Annotated in this window: 14 protein-coding genes and 4 tRNA genes; 9 read left to right on the top strand and 9 right to left on the bottom strand. The window is 61.0% G+C overall.

Features of this window, described 5'->3' with window-relative positions:
* Positions 1-66 precede the first annotated feature (66 nt).
* Positions 67-1,095 (bottom strand): EF-P beta-lysylation protein EpmB, encoded by a 1,029-nt coding sequence (epmB, locus tag QY76_RS01250; RefSeq protein WP_034162957.1) that lies wholly within the window; start codon positions 1,093-1,095, stop codon positions 67-69.
* Between the two features lie 42 nt (positions 1,096-1,137).
* Here epmB and efp point away from each other — a divergent pair, with 42 nt between their 5' ends.
* Entirely contained in the window at positions 1,138-1,704 is a 567-nt protein-coding gene (gene efp / locus QY76_RS01245) for an elongation factor P (RefSeq protein WP_015869834.1), read from the top strand.
* A 192-nt stretch (positions 1,705-1,896) separates the two neighbouring features.
* Positions 1,897-2,214: a quaternary ammonium compound efflux SMR transporter SugE gene (gene sugE, locus QY76_RS01240; protein WP_034162984.1), complete on the top strand. Its 318-nt coding sequence runs from the start codon at positions 1,897-1,899 to the stop codon at positions 2,212-2,214.
* A 66-nt stretch (positions 2,215-2,280) separates the two neighbouring features.
* Here the strand turns inward: sugE and frdD are convergent, their stop codons facing one another.
* Genes frdD through frdA form a run of 4 tightly spaced genes read right to left on the bottom strand, consistent with a single transcriptional unit; the run spans position 2,281 to position 5,595 of the window.
* Positions 2,281-2,637, bottom strand: coding sequence for a fumarate reductase subunit FrdD (gene frdD / locus QY76_RS01235; protein ID WP_005281123.1), 357 nt, complete (start codon positions 2,635-2,637; stop codon positions 2,281-2,283).
* Between the two features lie 16 nt (positions 2,638-2,653).
* Entirely contained in the window at positions 2,654-3,052 is a 399-nt protein-coding gene (gene frdC / locus QY76_RS01230; protein ID WP_014524167.1) for a fumarate reductase subunit FrdC, read from the bottom strand.
* A gap of 16 nt (positions 3,053-3,068) precedes the next feature.
* A complete protein-coding gene (locus QY76_RS01225) occupies positions 3,069-3,803 on the bottom strand; it encodes a succinate dehydrogenase/fumarate reductase iron-sulfur subunit (protein ID WP_034162956.1) in 735 nt (244 codons plus the stop codon).
* Positions 3,796-5,595 carry a fumarate reductase (quinol) flavoprotein subunit gene (gene frdA, locus QY76_RS01220; RefSeq protein ID WP_015460789.1) on the bottom strand — a complete coding sequence of 600 codons (1,800 nt, stop codon included), beginning with the start codon at positions 5,593-5,595 and terminating at the stop codon, positions 3,796-3,798. The genes QY76_RS01225 and frdA overlap by 8 nt, the downstream gene beginning before the upstream one ends.
* 467 nt (positions 5,596-6,062) lie before the next feature.
* Here frdA and epmA point away from each other — a divergent pair, with 467 nt between their 5' ends.
* Complete coding sequence (gene epmA / locus QY76_RS01215) at positions 6,063-7,040, top strand: elongation factor P--(R)-beta-lysine ligase (protein ID WP_034162954.1); 978 nt, start codon at positions 6,063-6,065, stop codon at positions 7,038-7,040.
* Positions 7,041-7,091: 51 nt separating this feature from the next.
* Here the strand turns inward: epmA and mscM are convergent, their stop codons facing one another.
* The 3 genes from mscM to rsgA form a co-directional block, all read right to left on the bottom strand.
* On the bottom strand, positions 7,092-10,415 hold the full coding sequence (mscM, locus tag QY76_RS01210) for a miniconductance mechanosensitive channel MscM (protein ID WP_045425457.1): 3,324 nt from the start codon (positions 10,413-10,415) through the stop codon (positions 7,092-7,094).
* A 56-nt stretch (positions 10,416-10,471) separates the two neighbouring features.
* On the bottom strand, positions 10,472-11,371 hold the full coding sequence (gene asd / locus QY76_RS01205) for an archaetidylserine decarboxylase (protein ID WP_045425541.1): 900 nt from the start codon (positions 11,369-11,371) through the stop codon (positions 10,472-10,474).
* 124 nt (positions 11,372-11,495) lie between these two features.
* Positions 11,496-12,539 (bottom strand): small ribosomal subunit biogenesis GTPase RsgA, encoded by a 1,044-nt coding sequence (rsgA, locus tag QY76_RS01200; protein ID WP_034162951.1) that lies wholly within the window; start codon positions 12,537-12,539, stop codon positions 11,496-11,498.
* Positions 12,540-12,688: 149 nt separating this feature from the next.
* Here rsgA and orn point away from each other — a divergent pair, with 149 nt between their 5' ends.
* From orn to QY76_RS01175, 5 genes are all read left to right on the top strand, one after another.
* Entirely contained in the window at positions 12,689-13,234 is a 546-nt protein-coding gene (gene orn / locus QY76_RS01195; RefSeq protein ID WP_015460793.1) for an oligoribonuclease, read from the top strand.
* Between the two features lie 181 nt (positions 13,235-13,415).
* Positions 13,416-13,491 (top strand) — tRNA-Gly (locus QY76_RS01190).
* Between the two features lie 47 nt (positions 13,492-13,538).
* Positions 13,539-13,614 (top strand) — tRNA-Gly (locus tag QY76_RS01185).
* A 51-nt stretch (positions 13,615-13,665) separates the two neighbouring features.
* A tRNA-Gly gene (locus QY76_RS01180) sits at positions 13,666-13,741 on the top strand.
* 51 nt (positions 13,742-13,792) lie between these two features.
* Positions 13,793-13,868: transfer RNA gene (locus tag QY76_RS01175), tRNA-Gly, on the top strand.
* A gap of 290 nt (positions 13,869-14,158) precedes the next feature.
* Here QY76_RS01175 and queG read toward each other — a convergent pair.
* A complete protein-coding gene (queG, locus tag QY76_RS01170; protein ID WP_034162950.1) occupies positions 14,159-15,298 on the bottom strand; it encodes a tRNA epoxyqueuosine(34) reductase QueG in 1,140 nt (379 codons plus the stop codon).
* Here queG and nnr point away from each other — a divergent pair.
* Positions 15,297-16,793, top strand: coding sequence for a bifunctional ADP-dependent NAD(P)H-hydrate dehydratase/NAD(P)H-hydrate epimerase (gene nnr, locus QY76_RS01165; protein ID WP_045425455.1), 1,497 nt, complete (start codon positions 15,297-15,299; stop codon positions 16,791-16,793). The genes queG and nnr overlap by 2 nt on opposite strands.
* The last annotated feature ends 13 nt before the right edge of the window (positions 16,794-16,806 follow it).

Genomic DNA, 16,806 nt, shown 5'->3' with positions numbered 1-16,806 from the left:
CTTGCGTGGCTATGGAGAGGCGGCCTGCGCGCCGGGGGCGCAGGCCGATACAGCGTTTGCGGGGAATTACTGCTGGCGCAGATGCAGATCCAGCTGGGTTTTGCTCGGTTCACCGCCGATTTCGCGGGTTAGACGCGGTACCAGATAACCGGAGACCCGAGCCAGCAGCCCATGCATCAGGCGACGTGCCTCATCATCCGGCACCATAAAGTGGGCGCCGCCCTGCACCTTGTCCAGAACATGCAGATAGTAGGGGAGAATACCGGCGTCAAACAGCGCGTTGCTCAGGGCCGCCAGCGTATCGGCGCTGTCGTTAACGCCGCGCAGCAGAACGCTCTGATTCAGCAGGGTCACGCCGGCTTGCTTCAGTCGACCCATGGCCTCGCTCAGCGCTTCATCAATCTCGTTGGCGTGGTTAATATGGGTGACCAGCACCATCTGCAGACGGGAGTCCGCCATGCGCTGGCACAGCGCATCGGTCACGCGCGCCGGGATCACCACCGGCAGGCGGCTGTGGATACGCAGCCGCCGGAGGTGCTGCAGCTGCTCCAGCTGGGTGAACAGCCAGTCCAGCTCGTGATCTTTGGCCATCAGCGGATCGCCGCCGGAGAAAATGATCTCATCCAGCTCCGGGTGTTCACGCAGATACGCCACCGCCCGTTGCCAGTTGGCGCGGGTTCCCTGATTTTCTTGATAGGGAAAGTGGCGGCGGAAGCAGTAGCGGCAATTGACGGCGCAGCCGCCCTTGACCAACAGCAGCGCGCGGTTTTGGTATTTGTGCAGTAGACCGGGAACGACGCTGTGCTGCTCCTCCAGCGGATCGGTGGAGAAACCGGGCGTTTCAATAAACTCGGCGGCGTCACTCATCACCTGGCGCAGCAGGGGATCGAGAGGATCGCCGCGGCGGATCCGGCTGATGAAGGCGCGCGGTACCCGCAGAGGAAACAGGCGACGGGCCTCGCAGCCCGCCAGCCACTGTGGATGGGCAGAAAGGCCCAGCTGGGCCAGTAAGTCGGCGGGGTCGGTGACAACGTCGGCAAGTTGTTGCAGCCAATCTTCTCTCGGCTGCCCTTTTTGGGTTACAATATGTGCCATTTTTTTGGCTAAGCTACCAAGTAAATTATTCAGAGGGCCTTTATGGCAACGTATTCTAGCAACGATTTCCGCTCCGGTCTTAAAATCATGATGGACGGTGAACCTTACGCCGTTGAATCCAGTGAATTCGTCAAACCGGGTAAAGGCCAGGCCTTTGCCCGCGTTAAGCTGCGCCGTCTGCTGACCGGCAAGCTGATCGAAAAGACCTTCAAGTCTACCGATAGCGCCGAAGGTGCCGACGTGATGGATGTGAACCTGACTTACCTGTACAACGACGGTGAGTTCTGGCACTTCATGAACAATGACACTTTTGAGCAGCTGGCCGCCGATGCCAAAGCCGTTGGCGACAACGCGAAGTGGCTGCTGGATCAGGCCGAGTGCGTGGTTACCCTGTGGAACGGCCAGCCTATCGCGGTTACCCCGCCGAACTTCGTTGAGCTGGAAATCGTTGAGACCGATCCGGGCCTGAAAGGGGATACCGCCGGTACCGGCGGCAAGCCGGCAACTCTGACCACCGGCGCCGTGGTTAAGGTTCCGCTGTTCGTTCAGATCGGCGAAGTCATCAAGGTAGATACCCGCTCTGGCGAATATGTCTCCCGCGTGAAGTAATCTCCCACGCTGAAGAAAACCGCGCCAGGCGCGGTTTTTTTTTGCTCAGCGCGACGCATGCCGTTCCTATTCTTCACCGGGAGGGGTATGGTGGATAAACCACCGGGAGGCCGCCTACGGCTCCCCCTGTGCGGGACGACCCGCACATGCTGCTTTTTTCAGGGACGCCCCTGCCCGTCGTTGGACACCATTATGTCTTGGATAGTCTTGCTGATAGCCGGCCTGCTCGAAGTGGTCTGGGCCATCAGTTTAAAGTACTCCCATGGATTTACTCGCCTGTGGCCCAGCGTGGTTACACTGCTGGCGATGGCCGCTAGCGTGCTGCTGTTGGCCCATGCGATGAAAACCCTGCCAGCCGGTACCGCCTATGCGGTCTGGACCGGCATTGGCGCCGTCGGCGCCGCGATCATGGGGATAATACTGCTGGGTGAGTCGACCAGCCCTATGCGCCTGTTGAGCCTGGGGCTTATCCTCTGCGGGATACTGGGGCTTAAGTTTAGCTACGCCTAGCGTTGCCGCGCGGATGCGGGCTCGATAAAAAAGCCTCCCGCAGGAGGCTTTTCGTTACAGGGTGGATTACAGGGTAAAGATCCCGATCAGCGCCACCACGCTCAGAATGGCCGCCAGGCCATAGAATACCCAGCTGCCTGCCGGCACGTGGATCTTCAGATCGTGCATCATGTGATGTAGACGGTGCAGACCACACCACAGCGGCAGAATGATCATCAGTAGCCAGAAGATACGGCCGATGATGCTCTGGCTGAAGCTCAGGGCGCGCTCAAAGGTCAGCGCATCTGGGAACATCCCCAGCGGCAGCAGAATGCCGACGATCAGGATCACGGCCGGCGCGAAGATGGCTCCCCACATACCGCCCGCGCCAAACAAACCCCAAAAAACCGGCTCGTCAGAACGTTTGTAGACTTTATTGTTCATCATACTTTCTCCTCGGTTACAGCAGGGCCAGGCCCAGAACCACCACGGTAGCGACGATAGTGACAACCCACAGCGCCTTGATAATCGGTGCCGGGCCCATCTTCTCATCGTTTACCACGATGTTGGCCGCTTTCGGCGCCAGCTCAAACCAGGTCTTGGTATGCAGCACGGCCAGCAGCAGGGAGATGATATTGAGGACCAATACCAGCGGGTTTTGCAGGAACGCAACGAAGCTTTCCCAGCCTGCGGCACCGTCTTTCAGCGAGAATACGCCGTAGATCAGCACGATGCTGAACCAGACGTTTTCCAGCGCTGAACTTTCGCGCAGCATGTAGAACTTATAGAAACCCAGCTTTTGCCACCAGTTGGATGACATACCCCGCACATAGGGTTTGCGTTTGGTTGAAGTCGTCATTGCAATCGAGTCTCCCTTATTGCGGTTTCAGCATTGCGATCATGAAGTCTTTGGCACTTTCTACCTTGCCCTGCTGGATGGCCGCAGCCGGATCCACGTGTTTCGGGCAGACTTCAGAGCAATAACCGACGAAGGTACAGCTCCAAACACCGTTTTGGGTGTTCAGTACCGGCATACGCTCTTTCTTACCGTGGTCGCGGTTGTCTAGGTTGTAGCGGTGAGCCAGGGTGATCGCGGCCGGGCCGATGAACTCCGGATTCAGACCAAACTGCGGGCAGGCGGCATAGCACAGGCCACAGTTGATGCAGCCGGAGAACTGATGGTATTTCTCCATCTCCGCCGGGGTCTGCTTGTTAGTCCCGTCTTCCGGTTTACGATCGTTACCGATGACATACGGTTTGATCGCTTCCAGGCTCTCGATAAAGTGGGTCATATCGACCACCAGATCGCGCTCAACCGGGAAGTTGGCCAGCGCCTCGACGCGCATCCCGTTCGGGTGGTCGCGTAGGAAGGTTTTGCAGGCCAGTTTCGGTACGTTATCGACCATCATCCCACAGGAGCCACAGATAGCCATGCGGCAGGACCAGCGGAAGGAGAGGTCCGGCGCCAGATTGTCCTTCACATACAGCAGGGCATCCAGCAGGGAAGTTGCGTCATCATACGGAACCTCGTAAGTCACAAAGCGCGGCTCGGCATCCTGTTCCGGGTTGTAGCGCATGACTTCCATTTTCAGGTTTTTCATCTCAGCCATTCGCTTTTTCCTCTTTCTTCTTGGCTTCCTGAGCTTCTGCTTCGGCACCGTATACACGTTTGGCCGGCGGCAGCTTGGTGATCTTCACATCGCTGTACTCAATGCGCGGTGCGCCGCTCTCATTGAAGTAGGTCAGCGTATGCTTCAGGAAGTTTACGTCATCACGCTCGGTACAGCCTTCATCCAGACGCTGGTGAGCACCGCGGGATTCGCGACGGTTAATGGCGGAGTGCGCCATACACTCGGCGACGTTCAGACCGTGCTCCAGCTCGATGGCATATAGCAGTTCGGTGTTGAATACGCTGGAGGTATCGGTGATCTTGACGCGTTTGAAGCGCTCTTTCAGCTCGGCCAGTTTGTCGACCGTCTTCTGCATCAGATCGGTGGTACGGTAGATACCGCAGCCCTCTTCCATGGAGGTGCCCATTTCATCGCGCAGGGTCGCCCAGTTTTCGTTGCCTTCCTGGTTAACCAGTGCTTTGAGGTTGCCCTCGATGTCTTTCACCTGTGCGTCCAGCGCCGTGCCGTTCGCCGGGGTGACATTCTGCAGATGCTGCAGGGCGCTTTCGCCGGCGACGCGGCCAAAGACCACCAGCTCAGCCAGGGAGTTGGAGCCCAGGCGGTTGGCGCCGTGCAGACCGACAGAGGAGCATTCGCCGACGGCGAACAGACCCTTGATGCGGGTTTCGCAGTTCTGGTCGGTTTCGATACCGCCCATGGTGTAGTGTGCGGTCGGACGTACCGGGATCGGCTCGTTGACCGGATCGACGCCGACGTAGGCCTTGGCCAGCTCACAGATGAACGGCAGGCGCTCGTGCAGCTTCTTGGCGCCGAGGTGACGCAGATCCAGATAGACCACATCGCCGCGCGGCGTGGAGATCGTGCGGCCTGCGCGCCATTCGTGCCAGAAAGCCTGAGACACTTTGTCGCGCGGCCCCAGCTCCATGTACTTGTTCTTCGGCTCGCCCAGCGGCGTTTCCGGCCCGAGACCGTAATCCTGCAGGTAACGGTAGCCGTCTTTGTTGACCAGAATACCGCCTTCGCCGCGGCAGCCTTCGGTCATCAGGATACCTGAGCCCGGCAGACCGGTCGGGTGATACTGAACGAACTCCATGTCGCGCAGCGGAATGCCGTGTTTGAAGGCCATGCCCATACCGTCGCCGGTGACGATGCCGCCGTTGGTATTGTAACGGTATACGCGGCCAGCGCCGCCGGTCGCCAGGATAACGGCGTTGGCGCGGATCTGCACCATGGTGCCTTCCATCATATTGATGGCGACGACGCCGCGGGCCTGGCCGTCATCCACCAGGATATCCAGCACGAAGTGCTCGTCGAAACGCTGGATCTGCGGATACTTCAGCGAGGTCTGGAATAGGGTGTGCAGCATGTGGAAGCCGGTCTTGTCCGCGGCAAACCAGGTGCGTTCAATCTTCATGCCACCGAAACGACGTACGTTGACCGAACCGTCAGGTTTACGGCTCCACGGACAGCCCCACAGCTCCAGCTGGGTCATTTCGCGCGGGCAGTTATGTACGAAGTGATCGACGACATCCTGCTCACACAGCCAGTCACCACCGGCAACGGTATCGTGGAAGTGGAAATCGAAAGAGTCATGAGCCTGAGTGACGGCCGCGGAACCGCCTTCCGCCGCCACGGTATGGCTGCGCATCGGGTACACTTTTGAGATTAAGGCAATCTTCAGTTGAGGGTTGGCCTCGGCGGCGGCAATCGCTGCTCGTAAGCCAGCACCCCCAGCCCCGACGATGGCAAGGTCTGCGTTAAAGGTTTGCACTGCATTCCTCCGGGTGTTCAATGGTAAAGTAACGTGTAAAAACGAATAACCATTCCAGAATACGTATTAAAGAAAGGTAGCATAGATGTAGCCGCTGTCTTTATTACGCATGGGAATGGTTATGTTTTATAAGTTCGAATCCAAAAATTATACCCATATTGAAGTAGTAGAAAATTGACGTGGTTGGGTGTTTTATCCTTTTTAGGGCGGGAAAAAATAGTAAAACGTGATCTTAATAATGTTTCTGTCGTTATATTCTATTTTTAATATGTTTTATTTGCTTTTTAGAACAATGTAAATAATGTGCGGCCGCATCTATTAGGAAGCTAGTCGCCCTCCATCGCCGTTGGCGACGCGCCTTGGCCGATGAGGCGGGATTGGGGCCGGCGAGCCCCGGCGACGAAAACTGTCATCTGCGCTGAGAAGCGGGTAGACTGCCCATCCTGTTTTATTTCGGAGTTATCATCATGAGCGATACGGCAAGCTGGCAGCCCAGTGCACCTGTGGCCAATTTGTTGAAGCGCGCCAGCATCCTGTCCACCATCCGGCGGTTTTTCTCAGATCGCGGCGTGCTGGAGGTCGACACCCCGTCGATGAGCCAGGCCACGGTAACGGATGTTCACCTGGTCCCTTTTCAGACCCACTTTGTCGGTCCCGGGGTAGCGCAGGGGATGACGCTGTATCTGATGACCAGCCCGGAGTATCACATGAAGCGGCTGCTGGCTGCCGGCAGCGGCCCCATCTATCAGCTGTGCCGCAGCTTCCGCAATGAAGAGTCCGGGCGCTATCACAATCCAGAATTTACCATGCTGGAGTGGTATCGTCCGCATTACGATATGTATCGCTTAATGAATGAAGTGGATGATTTGTTGCAGCAGGTGCTTGAATGTGAAAGCGCTGAAACGCTCTCGTATCAGCAGGCCTTTATTCGTCACCTGGACGTCGATCCACTCTCTGCCGATAAAACGCAGCTGCGTGAAGCGGCGGCGAAACTGGATTTAAGCAATGTCGCCGATAATGAAGAGGATCGCGATACGCTGCTACAGCTGTTATTTGCCTTTGGCGTCGAGCCTCATATTGGTAAAGATCGTCCGGCTTTCGTCTACCATTTTCCGGCCAGCCAGGCATCGCTGGCGCAGATCAGTACCGAGGACCATCGTGTCGCGGAGCGCTTTGAGGTGTACTACCGCGGTGTAGAGCTGGCCAACGGTTTCCATGAGCTGACCGACGCGGCGGAGCAGCGCCTGCGCTTTGAGCAAGATAACCGCAAGCGGGCGGCGGCGGGGCTGCCGCAGCAACCGATCGACGAACATCTGCTGGCGGCGCTGGAGCATGGAATGCCGGACAGCTCCGGGGTCGCGCTGGGCGTCGATCGCCTGATCATGCTGGCGCTGTCGGCCGAGCGTCTCAGCGAGGTGATCGCCTTCTCCGTCGATCGGGCCTGACCCTCACGGTGACTTCCCAGACCCGCGCCCGGCGCGGGTTTTTTATGCCAGTCATACGCCGCCGGCGCTAAAGCCGCGCCGCTGCCCTGCGCGCGCCTGACGCAGCGAGTCGCTGCCGATTTGGATCGGCGGGAACGGCAGCACCAGATCGTGCTGGCGGTAGGCGGCCAGGATCAGCTGGTGCAGCTCGTGGCGCAGCGGCATGCGGTGTGCCATCTCCGAGGCGTAGATACGCAGCTCGAAGATCTGGATCCCCTGCTGAATATCGACCAGATAGGCCTCTGGCGCCGGGGTAGCCAGTACCAGTGAACACTGTCCGGCCGCCTGCAGCAGCAGCTCGGTTACCCGCTGGCTGTTGGCGCTGGCCTCCGCGGGCACCGTCAGCACCACGCGGGTAATGGGATCGCTTAAGGACCAGTTGATAAACTGCTCCATGATAAAAGCCTTGTTGGGGACGATGATCTCCTTGCGATCCCAGTCAGAGATGGTCGTGGCCCGGGTGTTGATGCGGGTGATGGTCCCGGTCAGGTCGCGGATGGTCACCGTATCGCCGATACGGATCGGTTTTTCAAACAGGATGATCAGGCCGGAGATAAAGTTGCCGAAGATCTCCCCAAGGCCGAAGCCCAGGCCGACGGTCAGCGCTGCCACCAGCCACTGTAGCTTAGACCACTCGATCCCCAGCAGCGAAAAGCCGATCAGACCGCCGACGATCATCAGCAGGTATTTGGTGATGGTGGTGATGGCATAGCCAGTGCCGGGGCTCAGCTCTAAGTGCTGCAGTAGCCCCAGCTCCAGCAGGGCCGGCAGGTTTTTGACCAGTTGGATGGTGACCAGGATCACCAGAACGGCGATCAGCACCGCGCCCAAGGTGATCGGCTGCAGGGTCTCGCCGCCGGCGCTGCTGGCGGTGACGTCCCACAGGCGGATGTTCTCCAGGAAGGAGAAGGCTGAATGCAGCTCTGACCATAGCCAGATCAGCGAAACCAGCGCGATCATCGTCAGGATCGAGCGCACCAGGCGCAGGGAGCGATCGCTGATGGCGTCCAGATCCACCACGCTCTCTTCAGCCTCTTGGCTGCCTTCGACGCCGGCGGAATGCAGGCCGTCCTCATCATGGCGACTGCGTTTCTCCAGTCGTTCGGCGCGCCGCTGCTTGGCCCGTTCGAAGGCGATGCGCCGGCGTTGGATCAACATCCAGCGGCGGATCACCGAATAGACCATCAGCAGGCAGAACCAGACGGCGACGGAGGTCTCCAGGCGCGCCAGCAGTACCTGCGCCGAGCTGAGGTAGCCGAGCAGCGCGGCCAGGATCGCCGCCGCCGGCGCGCACAGCAGCCCGCCCCACAGCAGGTGGTTAAGCAGATTTTCACCGGATCCTGCACGATTGAGGTAGAGCGGAATACCGGCGCGGCGCAGGCTGGTGGTCAGCAGCAGCAGGGCTAGGCACAGCATGATGAAGCAGGCGCGCCCGAGGGTGGCGGTAAAGCTGCGATCGGCCAGATTGTTGAAGGTCACCACGGCCATCAGCAGCGGTACGATAAGCCAGATAGACATGCGGTAGTAGCGCATGGCGCGCCGCACCTGACGTTCGCCCCAGCCGAAGTGGACAATGAACAGCCCGCTGTCGCGGGAGAAGGCGGCGCTGATCATGAAGGCCCACAGCACCGGCAGCGCTGCGCTGACCCCCTCGCCGATGGCGACGGCCACCGGATAGGGCCAGGCGTTACTCAGCCCATAGCCTACGGCGGCCCACAGCACCGGCAGCGGCAGCGCGACCAGTATTGACCACAGCAGGGTACGCAGGGTTAGCGAGATATGATCCTGATTGACCTTGCCGACGCGCCCAGCGGCGCGTGCCAGAAACGCACTGTAGTAGCGGCGCGAATAGACGCTGAACCCGACGAGCAGCAGGGCCGCGCACAGCGGCAGCAGGGTGGTGCGGTCGGTTAGCATCATCATGGCGGCCTGGCTGAGCTGGGACAGGGTATCCAGCGACAGCAGGCGGTCCAGCGCACGCAGGGTGGTCAGCAGGTAGCCCAGTCCGACCGGGTCGATGTCCGCCGCCCAGAACAGGTAACGGTGGGTCGCCTCGCGGACCTCCGTCAGGGCTTCGATGAGCTGGGTATTGGCGACCTTGAGCTTGGTCAGCTCTAGAATTTGGCTATCGCAGCCTGACAGCAGGGAGTTGAGCAGCTCGCGCTGGGTCGCCAGCTGGGGAGCCAACAGGCGCTGCTGTGCGGCGCTGAGGGGCTCGCCGTCGTTCTGGCGATAGTCGCTGGCGGGGGCGAGTTTGTCCAGCAGCGTCTCATAGCGTAGGCGCTGAACGCGCAGACGTGCCATATCGCTGTCCAGCTGCTGCGGCTTGGGCATCTCCGGCAGGCGCGCCAGGCGATCGCGTAGTGTCTCACCCAGCGCCGGTGAGACGCTCAGCCACTGCGCCTGCTCGCGCAGCGTGTTGAGGGCCAGGCGAACCTGTTGGGTCTGCCCGGCGATAGTGCGCTGGCGTCCGGCGATATCGTCCAGCCGCTGCGCCTGGTGGTTGAGATCGCGCGACAGGGTCTGGTTGATGGTGAGCTGCTCGACGATCGAGCGCGGCAGATTGTCGCTCTGTTCGACCAGACGGCGGGTGCGCTCCAGGGCCTCCTCGGCGTCGCGCTGGCGCTGGCTGTTGAGGCTGTTGCGTAGCCCCTGCAGCTGCAGATCGAGGCGCTCATGACGCCGGCTTAGCACCTCGCTCTGCAGACGGATCAGCTCCTGGCGGTTGTTGGCCGACAGCTGCTCCAGCTCCAGCTCATCGACCTGCGCCTTGCGGGCGGTGACTTCGGCCTGCAGCTGGGCGGACTGGGCCTGGGAGAGCGCCGTCTCCGTGACGGTCAGCGCCTGCAGGCGGCGCTCTGCCTCGTTCAGCGCTTTACGCGTCGCGGCCTGTTTTTGTGCCACCTGGCTCAGGGAGTCGCTGATGTCGCGCGCGCGATCCTGCTCCTGCTGGAGCTGACGGGCGACCTCCAGCAGCTGGCTGCTGATCTGTAGCATGCGCTGCTCCGCGTCGGCGGAGGGGGGCTGGGCGGCAGGGGCGGGCGGTTGGCTTTCATCGCTGAGCTGCTGGCGCAGTTCGCGGGTCAGGCGTGGAAAATCACTGATGGCTTTGCGGTATTGCTGGGTGCGCTGGGCGGAGGCCTTGGCCTCGTCTATCCATCCCAGGGCGCTTTGCAATGCATCGACGGTTTCGGCCTGTGCAGGCGCGCTTTTGGCCGCCTCGGCCTGCTTGAGATCCAACGCCAGCTGGCGCTCATTCAGCGTCGCCTGCGCCAGTCCCGGCAGCAGTAGTAGCAACAGGCCGTTCAGCAGAATACGTTGGAGGATCTGGCGCATGGTCGGCCCTCGCCGTTGCTGGGTACGGGCGCGGCGATGGGTGCCGCGCCGGGGGATTATGCGGACTCCGCGTGTGCTGCGGGCTCCTGCGCTGCGGCAGGCGCGTGGCCCAGCTCTCGACCCATCCGGGTGATGCAGCCGGCGCTCAGGGCGCGGTCAAGCTGGATGCGGCCGGGGGCGAACAGGTTGATCACCGTGGAGCCTAGCTTAAAGCGGCCCATCTCCTGGCCTTTTTTCAGCGCGACGGCGCGCTCGCCTTCGGCCGGGTAGGTCCAGCGGCGGATAATACCGGCACGCTCGCTGTTTACGCAGCCGCCCCAGACCGTTTCGATGCTGCCGACGATGGTGGCGCCGACCAGGATCTGCGCCAGAGGGCCGAAGGCGGTATCAAAGATACAGATCAGCCGCTCGTTGCGGGCAAACAGATTGGGCACATTGGCGGCGGTCAGCGGGTTGACGGAGAACAGATCGCCCGGGACATAAATCATTTCGCGCAGCTGACCATCGCAGGGCATATGCACCCGGTGATAATCGCGCGGCGACAGATAGGTGGTGATGAACTGACCGCCGCGGAAGGTTTCCGCCAGCGGATACTGCCCGGCCAGCAGCGCCTCCAGCGTATAGTCATGGCCTTTGGCCTGCAGGATGCGATCCCCGTCAATGAGGCCCAACTGGCTGATGGCGCCGTCGGCGGGCAATACTACGCCATCGTCAAACTCGGCGAGGGGGCGAACCCCGTCGCGCAGCGGGCGGACGAAGAAGTCGTTAAAGGTCTTGTAGTGCGCCGGATCGGGGTAAAGCGCTTCCTGCATATTGATGCCGTAATAGCGGGCAAAGCCCTTGATGGCGCTCTGGGTCAGCCAGCCGGCCGGTTTATCGGCGGCCCAGCCGGCCAGGCGCGTCAGCCCCTGTTTCGGCAGTAGATATTGCAGTCTGATTTTAATGCTATCGAGCACGTTAGCCTCTTTATCCAACAGAAGAATCTACCGGCTACGCTCAGCATAGCCGGATAATACATTGATAACGCCCGCGCTGGGCACCCGTGAAGTCATGCCGGCCACCGCGGGCCGGGCAGCGGCGTTAGCTGTCACCGTTGCCGAAGTTCTTGCGCAGTTTAACCTGTGCCATCCCCTCAAGAATACGATGATAGTTGTCAAAGCGCGTTTCTGCGATATCGCCGCGCTCTACCGCTTCTCGCAGGGCGCAGCCCGGATCGTTGCCGTGTTTACAGTCGCGGAACTTGCAGCCGCCCAGGTAGTCACGAAATTCAATGAACCCTTGGGTTATCTGCTCCGCGTCCAGATGCCACAGGCCAAATTCACGGACGCCGGGCGAGTCGATCACGTCACCGCCGTGCGGAAAGTGATACAGCCGGGCTGCGGTAGTGGTGTGCTGGCCCAGTCCGGAGTTATCGGAGACGGCGCCGACCTCGATCTGGCTCTCCAGCGCCGGCAGCAACGCGTTGAGCAGGCTGGACTTACCCACGCCGGATTGACCGGCGAAGATGCTGATGCGCTGGGTGAGCAGATCCTGCAGCTGCGCCATGCCTTCGCCGCTGTGGCTGGAGACCAGCACGACCCGGTAGCCAATGTGACGATAGATCGCCATCGTCTGTTCGACAAACTCGCGCCCCTCTTCGTCCAGCAGATCGACCTTGTTCAACACGATCAGCGGCTCGACGCTGAGGGTTTCGCAGGCGACCAGATAGCGATCGATGATGTTCAGCGACAGCTCTGGCAGGATAGCCGAGACGATGACGATCTGATCGATATTGGCGGCGATGGGTTTCACCCCATCGTAGTAGTCCGGGCGCGTCAGTACGGAGCTGCGCGGATGAACGGCCTCGACGATCCCTTTGCTGCCGGCCTGCAGCGCGGCGCGCCAGACCACCCGATCGCCGGTCACCAGCGATGGCAGGGTACGGCGGATGTTGCAGCGCTGCTGAGTGCCATCGGCGGCCTCAACGTCGGCATGTTTGCCGAAACGGCTGACGACAATCCCGTCCTGGGCGTCACCGAACAGGCTGTCGTCCATCTCTGCGCTATTGTCCGTCTGCTGCAGACGACGCTGGTGATTGGCATGCACCCGTCGCTGCTGGCCGTGCGATAGTCTTTTCTTACTCAACTGCGCCTCACTCTGTTTTTGATGCGCTGCGGCGATCGCCCGCAGCGCGTAAAGTGTCTATGATACACGCTGGGCTGTGTCCCGCAATTGAGCGTCATCGCGATCGCGCGGACACGCCGTGCCATTGAATACTATTTGCCGGGGGAGCTATGAGTGCAAGTGAAACGCGTTTGATTTGGATCGATCTGGAAATGACCGGACTGGATCCGCAGCGCGACCGGATCATTGAGATCGCCACGCTGGTGACGGATGCCGATCTGAACGTGCTGGCGGAAGGGCCGGTGATTGCGCTGCATCAGGATGACGCCCAACTGGCGCTGATGGATGAGTGGAATGTGCGTACCCATACCGCCAGCGGGCTGGTGGCGCGGGTGAAGGCCAGTCAGTACGATGATGCGGCCGCCGAACAGGCGACCCTCGACTTTTTGCGTCAGTGGGTACCCGCGGGCGTCTCTCCGATCTGTGGCAACAGCGTCGGCCAGGATCGTCGCTTCCTGTTCCGCTATATGCCGGAGCTGGAGCGCTATTTCCACTACCGCTATCTGGATGTCAGCACCCTGAAAGAGCTGGCGCGCCGTTGGAAGCCGGAGATCTTGGAGGGGTTCAAGAAGAAGAATACCCATCAGGCGTTGGACGACATTCGTGAATCGGTGGCTGAGCTGGCGTATTACCGTACGCATTTTATCCAGCCATAGTGCCGCGACGCGCCCGGGCGTCGATAATCTGCGCATCCGGGCGTTTTTATCGTCAGTCAGGCGATTTATACGATTTTTTCGCGAAAGGGACTTGCGGGGGGCGAAAATCTCCGTATAATGCGCTCCCCGTACCGAGACGGAATTGTGAAGTTTTTCAAACGCACACCGTCCGCTATGCGACGCGGGAATAGCTCAGTTGGTAGAGCACAACCTTGCCAAGGTTGGGGTCGCGAGTTCGAGTCTCGTTTCCCGCTCCAAATTTAGAAGGCCGTCGTGCGGCTGGATGAAAAAAAGCAGTGCCATTGCGGGAATAGCTCAGTTGGTAGAGCACAACCTTGCCAAGGTTGGGGTCGCGAGTTCGAGTCTTGTTTCCCGCTCCAAACTTCTAAACACCATTACTGTTATGGTGTCGATGCCAGAAGCATCACTCTGCGGGAATAGCTCAGTTGGTAGAGCACAACCTTGCCAAGGTTGGGGTCGCGAGTTCGAGTCTCGTTTCCCGCTCCAAACTTCTAAACACCATTACTGTTATGGTGTCGATGCCAGAAGCATCACTCTGCGGGAATAGCTCAGTTGGTAGAGCACAACCTTGCCAAGGTTGGGGTCGCGAGTTCGAGTCTCGTTTCCCGCTCCAATTTTCTTCTCTTGTTTTCCTCATCTGATTTATCAACAGCGTCGACAGACGGTGTCCGCCGTGACTGTTCATAATTTAATAAACAGACTTATCCACAGCTTTCCCGCATTTCTCCGCCATACACGCCGGCGTATAAAAAACGCGCTGCAATATAATTCATTGATATAAAAGAATAAATTAAAACAAAAATAGCGAAATGGAACGTTTGCGCACGCAGTGCGGATTGAATAACAAAAGAATTCTATTTTTATGCACAGCGCCGTGCCGATCGGGCCCGCGCTTTTTTGCCGTTAGGCGTCGCGCGGCAGCCCTTTCTCTACCGCACGAATAAGCCGGCGCTGCTGACTGCTGACGACCTCTACCGCCTGCGCCGCGCGTTTTTGCAGCTGCTGCGCCAGCGCCCAGTGAATATGGTCATCCAACAGCGCGCTGATGCCCAGGCGCTGCTGTAGCAGGGCGACGATATGGGCATCATAGGGCGCGTTGCCTAGGGCGACGCTCAGGTTGCGCAGCCAGCGCTGATAGCCGATGCGCCGAATGGGCGAGCCTTCGGTCATCCGCAGAAAGGTCGTCTCATCCCAGGCGAACAGGGCGGTTAGCGACGGCGCGTGCAGCGCCGCCCGCGGCAGGAAATCGGCCTCTTCGCTCAGCGGAGCTAGGCGGTTCCACGGGCAAATCATCTGGCAGTCATCGCAGCCGTAGATGCGATTACCGAGCAGGGGCCGCAGCGCCTCGGGGATGGCGCCCTCCAGCTCGATCGTCAGATAGGAGATGCAGCGGCGCGCGTCGACCTTATAGGGGGCGACGATGGCGTCGGTCGGGCAGGTGGTGATACAGGCGACGCAGCGGCCGCACTGCGCCGCCTGCGGCGTATCGACGGGCAGCGGCAGATCGATTAACAGTTCGCCGAGAAAGAACCAGGAGCCGGCCTGCGGGTTGAGCAGCAGCGAATGTTTCCCTGTCCAGCCCAGTCCCGCCTTGGCGGCCAGCGGGCGCTCCAGCAGCGGCGCCGAGTCCACGAAGGGGCGGAAATGGAGCTCACCACAGTACGCCTGGATCATCTCACCCAGTTTTTTGAGCCGGGCGCGCAGCACCTTGTGGTAGTCGCGACCCAGCGCATAGCGGCTGATGTAGCCCAGCGTTGGATCTTTCAGGGTCGAGGCAAAGGCGGCGCTGGGCGGCAGGTAATTCATGCGCACGCTGATCACCCGCAGCGTGCCGGGCAGCAGCTCGGCCGGCCGGGCGCGCATCATGCCGTGGCGCGCCATCCACGCCATATCTCCATGGTAGCCGCTGTCCAGCCACGCCTGCAGCGGCGCCTCTTCGGCGCGGAGATCCGTATCGCCGATCCCGACCTGCTGGAAACCTAGCGATAGACCCCATTGCTTGATATGTTGGGCTAACTGATGCAGATCGAGGGGATGAGTCATGATGGGCCATTCTTGCAACCGGAACGCCGATAGTTTATCACACTATGTGGCGCCAGCGGACTGGGTTCGCGACGCCGAGACGCGCGCGGTCGCGGCGCAGGGGATCGCGCTGGCGACGCTGATGCAGCGTGCCGGTCTGGCTGCCTTTAACCGCGGGCGCCAGTGCTACCCCACCTCCCGCCGCTGGCTGATCCTGTGCGGTCGCGGTAATAACGGCGGCGATGGCTATGTGATCGCGCGCCTGGCGCGCGCCAGCGGCCTGCAGGTCACGCTGATGGCGGTGGCGGGGGACTCTCCCCTATCGCCGGAGGCGCAGCAGGCCCGTGCGCAGTGGTTGCAGTGCGGCGGCAGCGAGATCGCGGCATCGCTGCCCCTGCCGGCGGCAGAGGTGATCGTGGATGCGCTGCTGGGCATCGGTCTGTCGTCCGCGCCGCGAGCCCCCTATGATGCGTTGATTAGCGCGATAAATGCCCATCCTGCGCCGGTGCTCTCCATCGATCTGCCCTCCGGGCTGAATGCTGATACGGGCGCGGCGGCCGGCGCCGTGGTGCGGGCCGATCATACCCAGAGCTTTATCTGTCTCAAGCCGGGGCTGTTGACCGGGCTGGCGCGTGCGGTCGTCGGGCAGCTGCACTGCGATCCGCTGGGGTTGACGGTGTGGCTGGCGCAGCAGGACTGGCCGCTGCTGCGCCTGGATGGGCACTGCCTGCCGCGTTGGCTGGTACCGCGGTCGCCGCTGGCGCATAAGGGGGATAACGGCCGGCTGCTGCTGATCGGCGGCGACAGCGGGATGGGCGGTGCGATTCGTCTGGCCGGGCAGGCTGCGCTGCGCAGCGGCGCCGGACTGGTCCGCGTATTGACCCGGGCGGAGCACGTGGCCCCGCTGCTTGCGGCGGCGCCGGAGCTGATGGTGAAAGCGCTGGGCCCGGATACGCTGAGGGAGGCGCTGAGCTGGGCCGAGGCGGTGGTCGTGGGCCCGGGGCTGGGGCAGGGCGAGTGGGGGCAGATGGCCTTGGCCGCGCTGGCATCGGTGCGTAAGCCGATGCTGTGGGATGCCGACGCCCTGAACCTGCTGTCCGGCGCGCCCAGCGCCTGTGAATGGCGGGTGATGACGCCGCATCCTGGCGAGGCGGCGCGTCTGCTCGGCTGCGACATCGCCGATGTGGAAAGCGATCGGCCCGCGGCGGTGCGGGCGCTGCAGCGTCGCTATGGCGGGGTGGCGATTCTCAAGGGCGCCGGTACGCTGATCGCGGATAACGCGCGCTGCGCAATTGCTGATATCGGTAATCCTGGGATGGCAAGCGGCGGTATGGGTGACATACTCTCTGGTATCATTGGCGGTTTGCTGGCGCAAAAGCTCACGCTGTATGATGCAGCCTGCGCCGGCGCCGTGTTACACGGCGTGGCGGCCGACGCCGCTGCGCGACGCGACGGCGAGCGGGGTATGCTGGCCAGTGACCTGCTGCCTGAGATCAGGCGTTGGGTTAACCCTTGAATTTGAACTACCA

It is taken from the genome of Edwardsiella sp. EA181011, from assembly GCF_000800725.1.
GTDB lineage: Bacteria > Pseudomonadota > Gammaproteobacteria > Enterobacterales > Enterobacteriaceae > Edwardsiella > Edwardsiella anguillarum.
The sequence above is the reverse complement of the archived record's forward strand: the minus strand, read 5'-3'. Positions and strand labels throughout refer to the sequence as shown.